This is a genomic window from Streptomyces sp. CA-251387, from assembly GCF_050936625.1.
Taxonomy (GTDB): domain Bacteria; phylum Actinomycetota; class Actinomycetes; order Streptomycetales; family Streptomycetaceae; genus Streptomyces.
The window spans coordinates 5,327,182-5,342,787 of record NZ_JBNJMJ010000001.1; the positions used below are offsets into that span (position 1 = coordinate 5,327,182).

Genomic DNA, 15,606 nt, shown 5'->3' on the forward strand with positions numbered 1-15,606 from the left:
CGAGAGACGTCGAGTGAACCGTGCTCGCCTGGACGCATGCGCGGAAGTTGCGCCGCGAGCGGTTGACCATCAAACCGGGCTACGACTTCGGTTACATGCTCGGCGCCAATTGCGCGGACGGGACGGTCGGTAAGAACTACGTCTCGCTGGTGGTCAACGACAAGGCGTTCGCGGCGCGTTTTGCGAGGTCCCTTACCGCAGCAACCGGGTTGCCCGCCCGCCTGGAGGCAGTGACGCGTCCTTCCGGCTACCTTCAGCGCGATGTTCCTGGCTTTCGGGTGCGCGTGGTCTCGTCGTATCTGTCTGACTTGATGAGGCAGTACGTGGGCGGGGACGCCCATCACATGCGGCAGCGCTTTCCGCGTGTCGTCCTCCGGGACAGGGAGACGTTCGAAGGCTTTCTCGACGGCTACACGGACGGGGATGGATTCCGTTCGAAAACCTGGCCCGGGCGCTTGTTGGTCAGCGCCAATGCGGCATTCCTGTCCGAGTTGGTGCAGGTAGTCGGTGCGAGGTTCACACCACAGAGCAGCGGTCTGGCCTCGCATCTGGTCGTGGTCGACAGCTGGCCGTCACGAGGCACGTACAAGCCCGAGCGGCATCCGCTGGGACTGGCCGAGTCCGCATGGACCGAAGTGCGCGAGGTACGGCTACGCAGAGCCGAAAGCCCGAAGCCGTTCACGCTCTACAGCTACCGCCTCGATCCATACCCGGGCCTCCTGGTGAACGGCCACCTCGCCCGGCAGCCCTGGTAAGCCCGGCACCGTCACACCGTGGGCGCCGTCCCCGCCCCATCGTGTTCGTCGTCCTCCGGGAGCTTGCACACGCGCTCCAGGAACATGGCTGCCGCTATTACGCCGATGCCGGCCAGGACCGAGAAGCCGGCGTAGATGGCCTGGTCGCGGCGGGCGGGGATGTCGAGGTACTCCAGGAGGAAGACGCCGGTGCCGCCGTACATGCCGGAGACCAGGGCGGCGACCAGGGCGCTGGCGTGGCCGAAGACGACCGCGCGGGCGGCCATCAGGGGGTCGACGCCCTTGGCCTCGGGGCGGCGTTCGCGCTGGGCCTTGAGGCGGGCACGGATCGAGATCGCCGTGGACAGGAGCACCACGGCGATCAGGGCGAGGACGATGGGGGCGGCCAGGGGGACGCTCGGCAGGGTCCCTACGGAGTTCCAGAGGCGGGCGCCCGCCCAGGACAGGACTCCGGCGACGATGAACACACCGGCCAGCATCCTGATGCGCAGCTCTCTCACGGCGTCCCTTCAGCTCCCCCGGTCACCACGGACTGTGGGGTCCGGACTGTGTCGTCTTGACCTTAACGACTATTCAGGCAGCCGGAGTTCCAGGTCCTTGCGCGGTGTGACGCCTTCGTGCGTGATCCCGGACAGGAGGTCGGCCACCGGTCCGCGGCCCGGAAGCTGTGCCTGTGGCTCGACGTCGTGCCAAGGGGCCAGGACGAAGGCGCGCTCGTGGGCGCGCGGGTGGGGGAGGGTGAGGTGCGGGTCGTCGGAGACGACGTCGGCGTACGCGACGATGTCGACGTCGAGGGTGCGGGCGCCCCAGCGCTCGTCCCGTACGCGGTGGAAGGCCTCCTCGACCGCGTGGGCCCGCTCCAGGAGGGACGACGGGGGGAGCGTGGTCTTGAGGACCACGATCGCGTTGAAGTAGGACGGCTGGCTTCCCGGCTCCACGCCCCAGGGCTCCGTCTCGTACACCGGGGAGACCGCCTTGATGCGGACGCCGGGGGTGTCCTCGAGGGCGTCGATGGCGCCCTGGAGGGTCTCCAGGCGGTTCCCCAGGTTGGAGCCGAGGGAGATCACGGCCCGTTTCGGGTTGCTGAGGGTGGTGTCGGCGGCGTCGACCTGCTCGACGACGGAGGCGGGTACCGGCTGTACGGTCGGGTCGCTGTGACCTTCGGTGAAGAACGCGGTCATACTCGGCTCCGGGTGATGGTGACGGTCACGTCGTCGAAGGGGACCGTGATCGGCGCGTCCGGTTTGTGGACGGTGACTTCGGCCTCCTTGACCCCTTCGTGCTTCAGACAGGCCTGGGCGATGCGTTCGGCGAGCGTCTCGATGAGGTTGACCGGTTCGCCCTGGACGACGGCCACGACCTCCTCCGCCACGATGCCGTAGTGCACGGTCTTCGCCAGGTCGTCGTCGGCGGCGGCCGGCCGGGTGTCCAGGCCCAGCACGAGGTCCACGACGAAGGTCTGGCCCTCCTCGCGCTCGTGCGGGAACACACCGTGGTGCCCGCGGGCCTTCAGGCCGCGCAGCGCGACACGATCCACGCGAATCACTCCTGCAATCGTTGGTGACGGCCGGGCGCTGCCGCGTGCGGGCGGCATGCCGGCCTCGAACGAATCTACCTGCGGGCACTGACAGGGCCGGGCCACGGGGGCGTGGGCCCGGTCCGGGGCCAGGAGGATTCATCGCGTGTTTCCCCTGGGGAACCCGGCGGCTCACGGGTTGGTAGCCGCCCCTACCCGGAGCGACGTGATTCCAACCACTTCTTGGTCCCGGCGGGGCCCCGAGGGCCCCCTTGCGGGTGGTCCCCGGGGCTCCTGGGAGTCGTCCCTGTGGTCGTCCCTTTCGGGCGCCTACCCACTCAGGAGGGGCTGCCGTCGCCCTCTTCCTCGTCGTTTTCGGCCAGAACCGGTGAGGCGTGGTGGGACCAGATCTTCCAGCCGTCGGGTGTGCGGCGGAACACGTTCGTGGCGACCACCAGCTGGCCCACGAGCGGGCCGAGCTCCTCCCCGCCCTCGGGGGCGGGGCCGCCGCTGAGGATGTTCTCGGTGCAGGTCACCACGGCGGTGTCGCCGGTGACGGAGACGTGCACGTCGGTGAGGAAGAACTGGATGTAGTCGGTGTTCGCCATGATCAGCGCGTACGACCTGAGGACCTCGCCGCGTCCGGTGAGCACCGGCCAGCCGGGGTGGACGCAGGAGATCACACCGGCGTCGGCCGGGTCGTGGTACGTCTCGTCGACACCCAGGTCGGCCGGGGTGAGCCAGAGCGAGGAGAGCTCTTCGAAGTCGCCGCGCTCCATGGCCTCGTAGAAGGCGGCGTTGGCGGCCTCGACCTGCTCGACATCGGTGTGGGGGGCGCTCACCGGGCTCCTTCGGAGCCGTGTGCGGCGACAGGCTCGGCCTGGGCGCCGGGCGTGTTCTCCGCGGTGCGCGCCTCTTCGATGGCGCGCGCGACGCGTACCGCGTCCGCCGTGGCGCGCACCTCGTGCACGCGCACCGCCCACGCGCCGGCCTGCGCCGCGAGCGCCGAGACGGCGGCCGTGGCGGCGTCACGCTCCCGGGCGGGCGGCGGCGCGCCCTCCGGGCCGGCGAGGACGCGGCCGAGGAACCGCTTGCGGGAGGCGGCGACGAGGAGCGGCCGGCCGAGGGTGAGGAGGCGTTCGAGGTGGGCGAGGAGCACGAGGTCGTGCTCGGCGTCCTTGGAGAAGCCGAGCCCGGGGTCGACGACTATGCGGTCGGGGGCGATGCCGCCCTCCAGTACGGCCTCCACGCGCGCGTGGAGCTCGTCGACGACCTCGGTGACGACGTCCGCGTACACGCCCTTGACGTTCCCGCCCTGCAGGAAGCCGCGCCAGTGCATGACGACGAAGGGGGCGCCGGCGTCCGCGACGACCGGGATCATCGCGGGGTCGGCGAGGCCGCCGCTGACGTCGTTGACGAGGGCGGCGCCGGCGGCGAGGGCCTGCTCGGCGACGGAGGCGCGCATGGTGTCGACGGAGATCGTGACGCCCTCGGAGGCGAGGCCGCGGACGACGGGGATGACGCGGCGCAGCTCCTCGGCCTCGTCGACCCGGGTGGCGCCCGGGCGGGTGGACTCGCCGCCGACGTCGACCAGATCGGCGCCCTCCTCGACGAGGGCGAGGCCGTGCTTGACGGCGGCCGTGGCGTCGAACCAGCGGCCGCCGTCGGAGAAGGAATCGGGGGTCACATTGACGACTCCCATGACCGCGCACCGGTCCCACTCCGGAAGGCCCGCGACGCGCCCGCGTCCGCTCTGCTTGCTCATACGTTCAGCGTAGGCCCAAGCGGGTGCCGCGACGTGCGGTGGCCCGAGCGGGAGCCTTCGGGGGCGTGGGGCGGGGTGAGGCTTCCGCTCGGGCCGGTCTCGGGTGGCCGCGGTTCCGGTCAGGCCGCCTGGGCCTCTCGCTCCGCCACCCGGTGCGGGCACGGGCGCGGAGCGGTCCTGCGGCGGCGCAGGGAGCGCGGCAGCGGCAGGGCCAGGTTCACGAAACCCTCCGCCTGCATGGCGGCGAAGCCGAGGCGGGGCAGATCGGCGGAGGCGCGGTAGACGACGAACCGGGGCTCCCAGCGGGGCTGGAACTTGGCGTTGAACTTGTACAGGGACTCGATCTGGAACCAGCGGGAGAGGAAGACCAGCAGCCCGCGCCAGGCGCGCAGCACCGGGCCCGCGCCGATCTTTTCGCCGCGCGCCAGCGCCGAGCGGAACATGGCGAAGTTGAGCGACACGCGCGCGATGCCGAACTTCGGGGCGGCCTGGAGCGCGGCCACGATCAGCAGTTCGTTCATGCCGGGGTCCGCCGAGCGGTCGCGGCGCATCAGGTCGAGCGAGGCGCCGTCCGTGCCCCACGGCACGAAGTGGAGGATCGCCTTGAGGTCGCCATACGGACCCGGCTCCTCGTCCGCCTTGTGCGCGGTGGCGATCAGGCAGTCGCCGTCGGCCGGGTCGCCGACGCGGCCCAGCGCCATGGAGAAGCCGCGCTCGGTGTCGGTGCCGCGCCAGTCCTCGGCGGCGCGGCGGATGCGCTCCAGCTCGGCCTCGCCGAGGTCACGGACACGACGTACCCGGGTCTCGTAACCGGCGCGCTCGATGCGCTTGACCATCTGACGCACGTTGCGCATCGCGCGGCCGGCGAGCGAGAAATCCGGGACGTCCACCACCGCCTCGTCGCCCAGTTCGAGGGCGTCGAGCCCGGTCTCGCGGGTCCACACCTCGGCGCCGGTCTCGGAGCAGCCCATGACGGCCGGGGTCCAGGAGTGGGCCTTGGCCTCGTCCATGAAGCGTTCGATGGCGCCCGGCCAGGCCTCGACGTCGCCGATCGGGTCGCCGCTGGCGAGCATCACGCCGGAGACGACGCGGTACGTCACCGCGGCCTTGCCGCTGGGGGAGAAGACGACGGCCTTGTCGCGGCGCAGCGCGAAGTGGCCGAGGGAGTCGCGGCCGCCGTGCTTGGCCAGCAGGGCGCGCAGGCGGGCCTCGTCGTCCTCAGTGAGGTGGGCGGCGGGGTGTTCGGGGCGGAAGGCGAGGTAGATCGTGGTGACCGCGGTGATCCAGCCGAGGGCGCCCAGGGAGAAGGCGACCGTCCAGGAGGTGTTGCCCTGGTAGTCGACCGGGCCTTCGAAGCCGAAGAGGCCGTACAGGACGTGGGTGATGCGGTCGGCCAGGCTCGGGTCGCCGACCAGGGTCCCCGGGTGGGCGCTGACGATGACCAGGCCGAGGGCGAGGGAACCGGCGCCCATGAGGACGAAGTTGGCCAGCGCGCGCCACCTGCTGCGCGGGTCGGGCAGTGCCGCGAACTGGTCGCGGTGGCGCAGCAGGGCCACGAGCAGCGCGACGGAGATGAGGGCGCCCACCAGGGAGTGGCGGTAGGTGAACTGCGCTACGGCTCCGGCCGGCAGCAGGACGACGGCGGCGCGCCACGCCCGCCGCTTGCCGCGCTTGAGGCCGTGGGCGAGCAGCAGCAACAGCACGCCCGTGCTGAGCGACAGCGCGGCCGCGAACGGGCCGACCGCGCCCGGCAGCACCTCGGCGATGGCGTGCATACGGCTGTGCCGGAAGCGCGGGAAGACGCCTGCGGCGATGTTCAGCAGGCCCACCAGGGCGCCGGCCCGGCCGACGAGGACGGGTACGGCCTCGGGGCGCGGCCCGCGCAGCAGGTGCCGTACCCGGCCGGACAGATGCCCCACCTGGCTCGATCGTTCAGGAACCTTGCCCGACATTTCCACATCTGTCCTGACAGACATCGCATCCCACAGTTCTGCGAGAGACCTTGGATCCGGTGCCGATTCGGGCATCCGGCGACATTGCGCCCTCTAGGACGGTGTCTCGAGGGGAGAGGTTCACTCGGCTCCCCAAAACCGTTTCAAAGGCCAAGGAAAGTCCGGGGCAAGCCCTTGCGAAGGAGCGGGGGAGGCAGCGCGGGGAGCATGTGTCCGCGCGGCCGAGGCGTCCGGGCGGAAAGTGCGGACAGGTAACCATCGATGGGTCTCACGAGCGACAAGGTGCTGGCGCTGGCGGTCGCGGCCGCCGTAGGGCTGTTCGTCGGCACGGTGTGGCTGTGGCCACGGCTGGCGCGGCGCGGCTGGCGGGCAGTGTCGGGACGGGTCGGGTTGTTGCTCTCCACTCAGTTGATGCTCTTCGCGGCGGTCGGTCTCGGCGCCAACCAGGCCTTCGGGTTCTACGCGAGCTGGGCCGACCTGTTCGGGCAGGAGAAGGGCCAGGGCGTCGTCGTGGACCACACGCCGGGGCGTGGGCCGCTGCGGGTCGTCGACACGCGACGGGTGCCGGGGGCGGCGAGCGCCAGTCCGCAGAGGGGCGGTCAGGTCCAGAAGGTCGCCATCGTGGGCCGTACGACGCACATCGCCACGCCCGCGTACGTCTACCTGCCGCCCGAATACTTTCAGCCGGAGTTCCGCACGCGTACGTTCCCTGCGGCTGTCGTGTTGACCGGATATCCCGGCACGGCGCAGGCGCTGGTGGACAAGCTCGACTATCCGCGTACGGCTGCGAGGCTGGCCGAGGACGGTCGTATGCAGCCGATGATCCTGGTGATGATGCGGCCGACCGTGGCGCCGCCGCGGGACACGGAGTGCGTGGACATTCCGGGCGGTCCGCAGACCGAGACGTTCTTCGCCTCGGATCTGCCCGAGGCGGTGAGCGGCCACTACAGGGTGGGCGGCGGGCCCGGCAGTTGGGGGATCATCGGTGACTCCACAGGGGGCTACTGCGCGTTGAAGCTCGCCCTGCACCATCCCGAGGCGTATGCCGCCGGGGCGGGGCTTTCCGCGTACTACAACGCGCCGATCGACGCCACGACGGGCGATCTCTTCCATGGCGACGAGGAACTGCGCAATCGCGCGAACCTGTGGTGGTACCTCAAGCACATGCCGGCTCCGGACACTTCACTGCTCGTCAGCAGCAGCAAAGTTGGAGAATCCAACTACAAGGACACGCTGAAGTTCATTGAGCGTGTGAAGGCGAACGGCGTTACGCGGATCTCCTCGATCATCCTCGAAAGCGGAGGGCACAACTTCAACACCTGGCGGCGGGAGATTCCGGGGACGCTGGAGTGGATGAGCGGACGGTTGAGCGGCAGGTCGAGTGGCAGGTGACGTCCCCTGCGGGGCTTTGTGATCTTGGTTCTTGGGCAATTCGGTGCCTCATCTGATTGCTGATGCTCTTCGAACGGCTCGGGATGGCTGTCTTTTTACGGGGCGGGGCAACAAGATTCGCCTACGCGCGGTAAGTTTCTGGCCATGCCACGTGGACGTCACCGTCATTCCCCGCCCTTGCACAGGCTGCTGCCCCCGTCGGCGATCGCAGGCGTCTCCGTCGTCTGTGCCCTTGCCCCCTGGGTGTTCACCGAGCCCATCGTGCTGCGCGGCCTTGCCGCGGCCGCCGCGGCGACGGCGGTCGTCGGTGCGGTCGTCATGCGTCGCTGGGACACGCAGGCGGGCAAGCAGGTCGCCGACCTCACGCGCGCGCGTGCGAGCGACGAGTGGCGGTACGAGGAGCGGGTCGCCGAGCTGGAGACCGATCTCGAGGAGTCGCGCGAGCTGCGGGTGAAGCTGGAGCAGCGGCTGCGGGCCAAGCGGGCGGAGCTCGCGGGGCTGCGCAACGAGCATGCGGCGCTGCTGCGGCGGTACGCCACGGCGGAGACCGAGCGGGCGAGTGTCCTGGAGGAGCGCCGGGTTCTGGAGATAGAGGCGGCTGTGCCTGCGCGGGCGTTGCCGCCTGTGCCGGTGTCGGTGCCGGCTGACGGCTCGGGTTCCGGTGCTGCGGAGGGGGCTGTGGCTGCCCCTGCTGCTGAGTCTGACGTCGAGGGTGCGGCCGAGGGCGCTGAGGGCCAGGCTGGCGAGGAGACGTCCGTGGCTCCTGCGGTCTTCTCTCCGGAAGGGTCCCGGCTGTTTCTGCGGGCCAAGGCGGCGTTGGCGCGGTTCGACGGGGAGGAGGGTGCTGCGGACAGCGAGCGGTCGAAGGACGAGCCCTCCAAGGACGAGCCCTCCAAGGGCGGGGCCCCGAAGGGCGAGTCGCCGAAGGATGAGCCTCCGAAGAACCAGCCCCCGAAGAACAAGCCTCCGATGGGCGACGGGCCTTCCAACGACGAGTCCGCGCACGATGGTTCGGGTGCTGCCGAGGCCGTGAGCAGCGGCGAGTCCGTGACGGAGCCCGCGCTGGAGGACGAAGCGCAGGGGAAGCCCGGGGCGGTCGACGGGCACGAGCGCGCGGCCGCCTACCCCTCGGCAGGCGCGGTCGCCAAGGCCGACCAGCCTGCTCTGCCTCCGGCCCAGCAGCCGGCGGGGCACTTCATCGCGCCGACGGCCGTGGCTGTCGTACCTGCTACGCCCGTGCGGCGTCCGGCGGTCGAGGGTGGGTTCGACTTCTTCGGTACGAAGAAGGGGGCGGCGCCCTCCGCGTTGGAGTCGGTCCAGAACGAGGACCTCGCCGACGTCGTGGGCCAGGAGGCCCTCGCCCTCCACAAGGCTGAGTCCGAGGCGGAGTTCAAGCCTGCGGACGAGGAGTCCCGGGGAGTCGGGCAGGTCATCGACCTGACGGCTCACGACGAGACGGAACAGATCGATGTGCAGGGGCTGCGGAGCGCGGTTTCCTGACGGGGTGGTTGGGCGGGATGCCTGCGGCGGCCTGTGTCGCTGGTTGGGGGTTCGCGTTGCGCCTTCGGTCTCGTTGTGGGTCGGGGCCGTGCCGGGGGGTGTCCGTCCTCGGACCGGCGGCTGGACTTAGGCCAGGAGGTGCTGCGTGTTGACGCCGGCCACTGCGGGCGGACACCCCCCGGCACGTCCCCTTCCCGCCGTATGCGACCGCGGGCCCGTGGGGGTACGCGCCATCGCCTTACGGCCGCAGCAGCCTGTGTAGCCGTCATGCCCACTTAGCTGCGGCAGTCGTGCCGCTGGGGCGGCACGGGTGGGCGCAGCGGCACCCCGTCAGCGCCGGGCTGCGCGACCCGCCCCCGGCCAGCCCCCACGCCGGGCTCCTACGTCACAGGCCTCACGCCATCCACCGATCCGGCCGCGCATCCCTCCGCCCCGTACGCGACCGCTCCGCCTGCCCGCGCAGCAGTTCCGCCGCCTCCCCGGCGTCCCGCAGTCGCGCGGTCACCGTCTTGTTCGCTCCGGTGTCCACGTGTACGTCGGCCACGCCCCACACCCGCTCCCAGGGGCCCTGGGCCATTCGTACGCTCTGGACCTTCGCGTGCGGTACGAGCGCCAGGCTTCGGCGGAACAGGCCGGTGCGGGCGGCGAAGACCGCGTCCGTGACCGTCAGGCCGTACCCGCGCCACCACAGCGGCACGCAGCGACCCGCCCGGCGGGGAGGGCGGGAGAGGGACGCGCGTGGGGGGACCGTCACTCCGGGCAGCACGCGTGCGATGACCGATTCGGCGACCTCGCGCGGGGCGACCGGGAGGAGGAGTGAGTTGGAGGAACCTGCCACGTCCAGCTCCACCCGTACCCAGCCGCGTCGGCGCCACAGGAGGGGTTCGACGAGCCGGACGGTCTGGACTCGGCCGGGCGGCACCGTTTCGTGCGCGCGGTCCAGCAGGCCGTGGTCGATGCGCAGCCCGTCGGGTGACTCGCCCACCGTCCAGTCGTACTCGGTGACGAAGCGCCCCACACTCGTCGCTCCGGCTGCGCCGAACAGGGGGATCGCGGTGGCCAGGACCGTCCATGCGCTTTCGGTGATCAGCCACAGGACGGTCGGTACGACCAGTGCGGCGGCCAGCGTTCCCCATGTCGCGCCGGTGAGGACGACGGAGGTGGCCAGGACAGCCGGGGGGACCCGGAGGAGCTGGTGGGAGGGTGCCTCGCCTATTTCGTGTGCCGTTTCGGGGGCGAAACCGGCGGCTCTGGCGAGGAGTTCCGCGCGGAGCGTGCGTGCCTCCTCCGCGCCCAGGAAGGCCAGCTCGTCTTTTCTGTCCGTGCCTATGACGTCGAGTTTGAGCTTCGCCACGCCCGCCACGCGCGCGAGGAGCGGCTGTGTGACGTCGATGGCCTGGATGCGTTCCAGCCGGATGTGCGCGGTGCGCCGGAACACCAGGCCGGTGCGGATGCGCAGTTCGGTGTCCGTCACCGCGAAGTGCGTGTACCACCAGGTGAGGAAGCCGTACAGGGCGGCTGTGGGGACCACTACGGCCAGTGCCAGGAGGAGAGTGGTCGTGGTCAGCCTCGTCAGCTGGCGTTGCGCCTGGTCCGGGTCGTGCACCGCCCATCCGATGAGCACGGCCACCGGTGCCCATGCGCGCCTGAGCGGTGTGACGGGGTGCAGTCGGCGTTCGGTCAAGGGGCGCTGTTCGCGTACGGCGTCGTCGACGCCCGGCGTCGTCACAGGCCCGCCGATCGGGCCTCGCCCAGCTCGGTGAGCCGGTCGCGCAGCCGTTCCGCCTCCGCCGGGTCGAGGCCGGGGATGGTTGCGTCGGTTGCTGCCGCCGCCGTGTGCAGCTGCACGCTCGCCAGGCCGAAGTGACGCTCGACGGGGCCCGAGGTGACCTCGACCAGCTGCATGCGGCCGTACGGTACGACCGTCTCCTCCCGCCACAGCACACCCCGGCTGATCAGCAGGTCGTCGGCGCGCTCGGCGTATCGCCAGGAACGCCAGTTGCGGCCGAGCATCACCCAGCCCCATGCGATCAGTGCCAGGGGGAGGAGGGCGAAGGTGGCCCAGCCAGGGCCGGCGAGGATCCCGAGCAGCACTGCCACGGCGATCGTCAGCAGACCCAGCCACACCACCAGCAACAGTCGGCGCATGCGGAGCAGGCCGGGCGGCAACCCGGTCCACGCCGGGTCCGGCTCCACCTCGTCGGTCCCCACCCGTTCGTCTCCCACCGTTCCCGTGTTCTCCGGGCTCCCCGTCTCCATGGGGCCAGCGTACGTAGGAGAGACTGTGTCCATGACTCCTACGACGGAGACCATGGTCGGTATCGGCGGCGCCGCGGAGAGCACCGACATGGTGCTCAACATCGGGCCTCAGCACCCGTCCACGCACGGCGTGCTGCGGCTCAAGCTCGTGCTGGACGGTGAGCGCATCACGCGCGCGGAGCCGGTGATCGGCTATATGCACCGCGGCGCGGAGAAGCTGTTCGAGGCGCGGGACTACCGGCAGATCATCATGCTCGCCAACCGCCACGACTGGCTGTCGGCCTTCTCCAACGAGCTCGGTGTGGTGCTTGCCGTCGAGCGCATGCTCGGGATGGAGGTGCCCGAGCGGGCCGTGTGGACACGGACGCTGCTCGCGGAGCTCAACCGGGTGCTCAATCACTTGATGTTCCTCGGGTCGTACCCGCTGGAGCTGGGCGGGATCACGCCGATCTTCTATGCCTTCACGGAGCGCGAGGAGCTCCAGCATGTGATGGAAGAGGTCTCCGGCGGGCGTATGCACTACATGTTCAACCGGGTGGGAGGGCTGAAGGAGGACCTGCCGGCCGGGTGGACCACGCGCGCGCGTGCCGCTGTTGCGGATGTGCGCTCGCGGATGGACCGGTTCGACGATCTGGTGCTCGGCAACGAGATCTTCCGGGGGCGTACGCGGGGAGTGGGCGCCCTCGCGCCGGAGACCGTGCATGCGTACGGCGTGAGCGGGCCGATCGCGCGTGCTTCGGGCGTCGACTTCGATCTGCGGAGGGACGAGCCCTATCTCGCTTACGGCGAGCTGCAAGACGTTCTGAACGTGGTGGCCCGGCAGGAGGGTGACTGCCTCGCCCGGTTCGAGTGCCTGCTGGAGCAGACCCACAACTCCCTCGACCTCGCCGACGCCTGCCTCGACCGTCTCGCCGAGCTGCCGCCCGGGCCCATCAACCAGCGCCTGCCCAAGGTGCTGAAGGCCCCCGAGGGCCACACCTACGCGTGGACCGAGAACCCGCTCGGCATCAACGGCTACTACCTCGTCAGCAAGGGCGACAAGACCCCTTACCGGCTGAAGCTGCGCTCGGCGTCGTACAACAACATCCAGGCGTTGGTCGAGCTGCTGCCGGGGACGCTTGTCGCGGACATGGTGGCGATTCTGGGCTCGATGTTCTTCGTGGTGGGGGACATCGACAAGTAGGGCACTGCTGTTCAATCCGCCAGTACGTCCGGGATTCCCACCGGCTGCAGCAGCCATCCGAAGTCCCCGAGCCCTCCCGTCGCGGTGAGCTCGGCGGCCTCGCCCGCGCTCGCCAGGGCTCGTACGTACTCGGCCGGGTGTGTGGAGGCCAGCTCCAGTGGGGGGCGTGCGCCTGTGATGCCAAGGGCGTGCAATGCGCTGCGCTGGGACAGCAGGCGCACGCCGGGCAGGGCGCACGCCGTTGCGCACGCGTCCAGCGCGACATGCGCCGTGATGTCGCACGAACCGTCCGGCACGGGCGCCGTCTCGCTCCCCTCGCGGAAGCCGGTGAGCGTGCCGAAGGGCGGCCGGGTCCGCGCCGTGTGCGCGTAGTCCACGGCGACCGCGAGCCCGCGGTCCAGCGTCGCGACAGCGGCGGCCCAGGCCTCGTCCCGGGGGAGGCCGATCTCGGCCCGCAGCCCTTCCAGGGTTCGTAGCCCGTCTGGGGCCCGTAGCCCGTCCAGGGTCCCTAGCCCGTCCGGGGCCGGTGTGTCCGGAACGGCTTGCGCCCCTTGCACAACCGGCGTCTTCTCCGTGCCCCGCGTCTTCTCCGCGCCCCGCGCTCCCGCCGCGCGCCCCAGCGGCCACCACCGCGCCAGCCACTCCGCCTCCGCGCCGGCGACCGGCTTCCCGAGGCGCTCGGTGCCGTCCCGTCGTACGAGGACCTGGCGCGGTACGCCCGCCGAGTCCACCTCCGCGACCTCCAGGGGGACGTTGTCCAGCCACTCGTTGGCGAACAGCAGGCCCGTGATCCGCCGCGGCGGCTCGGGCAGCCACTCGATCCGGTGATCGAGGGATTCCGGGCGGTCGGCGATCTCGACGGCGTACGCACGCGTGCGTGCCGCCACGTCGGCGGGGAGCGCGGCCAGGACGCGGGTGACCAGCTCACCGCGCCCTGCTGCCATGTCGACGAAGTCGAGCGAGGTGCGCCGGCCCAGGGCCTCGTCGACCCGGCACAGCAGCCGGGCCACGGCACCGGCGAAGAGGGGCGACGCGTGGACGGACGTACGGAAGTGGCCGGCCGGGCCCTCGGGCCTGCGATAGAAGCCGCCAGGCCCGTAGAGGGCGGACTCCGCCGCCGCACGCCATCCGCGCCACTCGTCCGTCGCCTCTGCTGTCACCGGCCCAGGCTAAGCGCACAGGGGAACACAGCCTCCACCTTGCGGAGTACGCGCGCGTGATGCGGATCGGCCCTCCGGTTGACCCCTGCACGCATCTCACTTCCCTACTCTGGGTTACGTGCAGCGCCTCTATGACTTCCTCCGCAGGCACCCGACATGGGTCGACAGCTTCTGGGCCGTCTTCCTTCTCGGGATCTCCGCGGTGACCGTGGCCGTCGAGCAGGAGGGCGGGCAGGAGGCTCGGGGCACCGGATCCGAGGCGGTCATCGTCCCGGTCCTCCTCCTGCTGAGCCTGGTGATCGCGCTGCGCCGCCGCATGCCGGAGAAAATGCTGCTGCTGGCCATCGGCGTGGGAGTGGCGCAGCTGGTGCTGGACGTGGCGACGACGCCCGCCAACTTCGCCTTCCTGGTGATCATCTACACCGTCGCCGCGACCGGCGCCCGCTGGGCCTCCCGGCTCGCGCTGAGCGTCGGTCTGTGCGCGGCTCCCCTGGCGCAGCTGCGCTGGCCGGAGCGTGACTCCAGCGTCCTGGGCTACGTGGCCCTGGTCATCTTCACGACGGTGCCGTTCGCGCTCGCCTGGGTGCTCGGCGACTCGATCCGCACCCGCCGCGCCTACTACGAGCAGCTCGAGGAGCGCGCGACCCGGCTCGAAAAGGAGCGCGAGGCGCAGGCCAAGGTCGCGGTCGCCGCCGAACGCGCCCGGATCGCGCGCGAGCTGCACGACGTCGTCGCGCACAACGTCTCCGTGATGGTGGTGCAGGCCGACGGCGCCGCCTACGTCCTCGACTCCGCGCCCGACCAGGCCAAGAAGGCCCTGGAGACCATCTCCTCCACCGGCCGCCAGGCCCTCGCCGAGATGCGCCGCCTGCTCGGCGTCCTGCGCACCGGCGAGCACCAGGAGAGCGGTGAGTACGTCCCGCAGCCCGACGTCGAGCAGATCGACGACCTCATCCAGCAGTGCCGCAACTCCGGACTGCCGGTCGACTTCAAGGTCGAGGGCACCCCGCGCCCGCTGCCCAGCGGCGTCGAGCTGACGGCGTACCGCATCGTGCAGGAGGCGCTCACCAACACGCGCAAGCACGGCGGGCCCAACGCGGGCGCGAGCGTGCGCCTGGTCTACTTCGACGACGGCCTCGGCCTGCTCGTCGAGGACGACGGCAAGGGCGCCCCGCACGAGCTGTACGAGGACGGCGGCGCCGACGGCAAGGGGCACGGCCTGATCGGGATGCGCGAGCGGGTCGGCATGGTCGGCGGCACCCTGGACGCGGGGCCGCGCCCGGGCGGAGGATTCCGCATCAGTGCGCTGCTGCCGCTCAAACCGGCACACTGACGCCTGCGTATGCCCTTTGTTGACACCTGTAACGGCCCTGTAGACGGATACGCAAGACGTAGCCGGACACGGAAGACACGGAAGAGGACCCGATGACGATCCGCGTGATGCTCGTCGACGACCAGGTGCTGCTGCGCACCGGGTTCCGGATGGTGCTCGCCGCCCAGCCGGACATGGAGGTCGTCGCGGAGGCAGGCGACGGCGTCGAGGCCCTCCAGGTGCTGCGCTCGACCCCGGTCGACGTCGTGCTGATGGACGTGCGCATGCCGAAGCTGGACGGCGTGGAGACCACCCGCCGTATCTGCTCGGAGCCCGATCCGCCCAAGGTGCTGATCCTGACCACGTTCGACCTCGACGAGTACGCCTTCTCGGGGCTGAAGGCGGGCGCCTCCGGTTTCATGCTCAAGGATGTGCCGCCCGCCGAGCTCCTCGGCGCCATCCGCTCGGTGCACAGCGGCGACGCGGTGGTGGCTCCGTCGACGACCCGGCGGCTCCTCGACCGGTTCGCGCCGATGCTGCCCTCCGCCGGCAAGGAGCCCCAGCACAAGGAGCTGGAGCGGCTCACCGACCGCGAGCGCGAGGTCATGGTGCTGGTCGCGCAGGGCCTGTCCAACGGCGAGATCGCGGCCCGGCTGGTGCTGTCCGAGGCGACGGTGAAGACCCACGTGGGCCGCATCCTGACCAAGCTCGGACTGCGGGACCGGGTGCAGGTGGTGGTCCTGGCGTACGAGACGGGGCTGGTACGGGCCGGCGGGCACGGTTGAGGAGGCCTGCGGTGTGAGTACGGCCCA

The 15,606-nt window shown here is 70.9% G+C and carries 15 protein-coding genes; 6 read left to right on the top strand and 9 right to left on the bottom strand.

Annotation, left to right across the window (positions count from 1 at the left end; genetic code table 11):
- Nucleotides 1–20: 20 nt before the first annotated feature.
- Entirely contained in the window at nt 21–755 is a 735-nt protein-coding gene (locus tag ACQEV2_RS23835) for a hypothetical protein (protein WP_433045008.1), read from the top strand.
- 11 nt (nt 756–766) lie between these two features.
- On the opposite strand, the gene ACQEV2_RS23840 is transcribed toward ACQEV2_RS23835, so the two are convergent.
- From ACQEV2_RS23840 to ACQEV2_RS23865, 6 genes are all read right to left on the bottom strand, one after another.
- Complete coding sequence (locus tag ACQEV2_RS23840) at nt 767–1,255, bottom strand: DUF3180 domain-containing protein (RefSeq protein ID WP_433045011.1); 489 nt, start codon at nt 1,253–1,255, stop codon at nt 767–769.
- A gap of 69 nt (nt 1,256–1,324) precedes the next feature.
- Complete coding sequence (gene folK / locus ACQEV2_RS23845; protein ID WP_433045014.1) at nt 1,325–1,936, bottom strand: 2-amino-4-hydroxy-6-hydroxymethyldihydropteridine diphosphokinase; 612 nt, start codon at nt 1,934–1,936, stop codon at nt 1,325–1,327.
- Nucleotides 1,933–2,292: a dihydroneopterin aldolase gene (gene folB / locus ACQEV2_RS23850; RefSeq protein ID WP_433045017.1), complete on the bottom strand. Its 360-nt coding sequence runs from the start codon at nt 2,290–2,292 to the stop codon at nt 1,933–1,935. Before folB ends, folK begins: the two co-directional genes overlap by 4 nt.
- 317 nt (nt 2,293–2,609) lie before the next feature.
- Nucleotides 2,610–3,113: a nuclear transport factor 2 family protein gene (locus ACQEV2_RS23855; protein WP_433045020.1), complete on the bottom strand. Its 504-nt coding sequence runs from the start codon at nt 3,111–3,113 to the stop codon at nt 2,610–2,612.
- Nucleotides 3,110–4,036, bottom strand: coding sequence for a dihydropteroate synthase (gene folP / locus ACQEV2_RS23860; RefSeq protein WP_433045023.1), 927 nt, complete (start codon nt 4,034–4,036; stop codon nt 3,110–3,112). The genes ACQEV2_RS23855 and folP overlap by 4 nt, the downstream gene beginning before the upstream one ends.
- A gap of 119 nt (nt 4,037–4,155) precedes the next feature.
- Nucleotides 4,156–5,988, bottom strand: coding sequence for a phosphatidylglycerol lysyltransferase domain-containing protein (locus ACQEV2_RS23865; RefSeq protein ID WP_433045026.1), 1,833 nt, complete (start codon nt 5,986–5,988; stop codon nt 4,156–4,158).
- Nucleotides 5,989–6,249: 261 nt separating this feature from the next.
- On the opposite strand from ACQEV2_RS23865, the gene ACQEV2_RS23870 reads away from it, so the two are divergent.
- Both ACQEV2_RS23870 and ACQEV2_RS23875 read left to right on the top strand, forming a co-directional pair.
- The gene (locus ACQEV2_RS23870) at nt 6,250–7,380 is read left to right on the top strand and encodes an alpha/beta hydrolase (RefSeq protein ID WP_433045029.1); all 1,131 of its coding nucleotides are present in this window, start codon (nt 6,250–6,252) and stop codon (nt 7,378–7,380) included.
- Nucleotides 7,381–7,524: 144 nt separating this feature from the next.
- A complete protein-coding gene (locus ACQEV2_RS23875) occupies nt 7,525–8,880 on the top strand; it encodes a hypothetical protein (RefSeq protein WP_433045032.1) in 1,356 nt (451 codons plus the stop codon).
- Between the two features lie 394 nt (nt 8,881–9,274).
- On the opposite strand, the gene ACQEV2_RS23880 is transcribed toward ACQEV2_RS23875, so the two are convergent.
- Entirely contained in the window at nt 9,275–10,609 is a 1,335-nt protein-coding gene (locus tag ACQEV2_RS23880; protein ID WP_433045035.1) for a PH domain-containing protein, read from the bottom strand.
- A complete protein-coding gene (locus ACQEV2_RS23885; RefSeq protein ID WP_433045038.1) occupies nt 10,606–11,139 on the bottom strand; it encodes a PH domain-containing protein in 534 nt (177 codons plus the stop codon). The genes ACQEV2_RS23880 and ACQEV2_RS23885 overlap by 4 nt, the downstream gene beginning before the upstream one ends.
- A gap of 31 nt (nt 11,140–11,170) precedes the next feature.
- On the opposite strand from ACQEV2_RS23885, the gene ACQEV2_RS23890 reads away from it, so the two are divergent.
- The gene (locus ACQEV2_RS23890) at nt 11,171–12,322 is read left to right on the top strand and encodes an NADH-quinone oxidoreductase subunit D (RefSeq protein ID WP_433045041.1); all 1,152 of its coding nucleotides are present in this window, start codon (nt 11,171–11,173) and stop codon (nt 12,320–12,322) included.
- Between the two features lie 11 nt (nt 12,323–12,333).
- Here ACQEV2_RS23890 and ACQEV2_RS23895 read toward each other — a convergent pair whose 3' ends face one another.
- Nucleotides 12,334–13,482 carry an SAM-dependent methyltransferase gene (locus ACQEV2_RS23895; RefSeq protein ID WP_433045044.1) on the bottom strand — a complete coding sequence of 383 codons (1,149 nt, stop codon included), beginning with the start codon at nt 13,480–13,482 and terminating at the stop codon, nt 12,334–12,336.
- Between the two features lie 118 nt (nt 13,483–13,600).
- On the opposite strand from ACQEV2_RS23895, the gene ACQEV2_RS23900 reads away from it, so the two are divergent.
- Nucleotides 13,601–14,815, top strand: a complete 1,215-nt coding sequence (locus ACQEV2_RS23900) for a sensor histidine kinase (protein ID WP_433045047.1) — start codon at nt 13,601–13,603, stop codon at nt 14,813–14,815.
- Between the two features lie 92 nt (nt 14,816–14,907).
- Entirely contained in the window at nt 14,908–15,579 is a 672-nt protein-coding gene (locus tag ACQEV2_RS23905; protein ID WP_433045050.1) for a response regulator transcription factor, read from the top strand.
- Nucleotides 15,580–15,606: the final 27 nt, after the last annotated feature.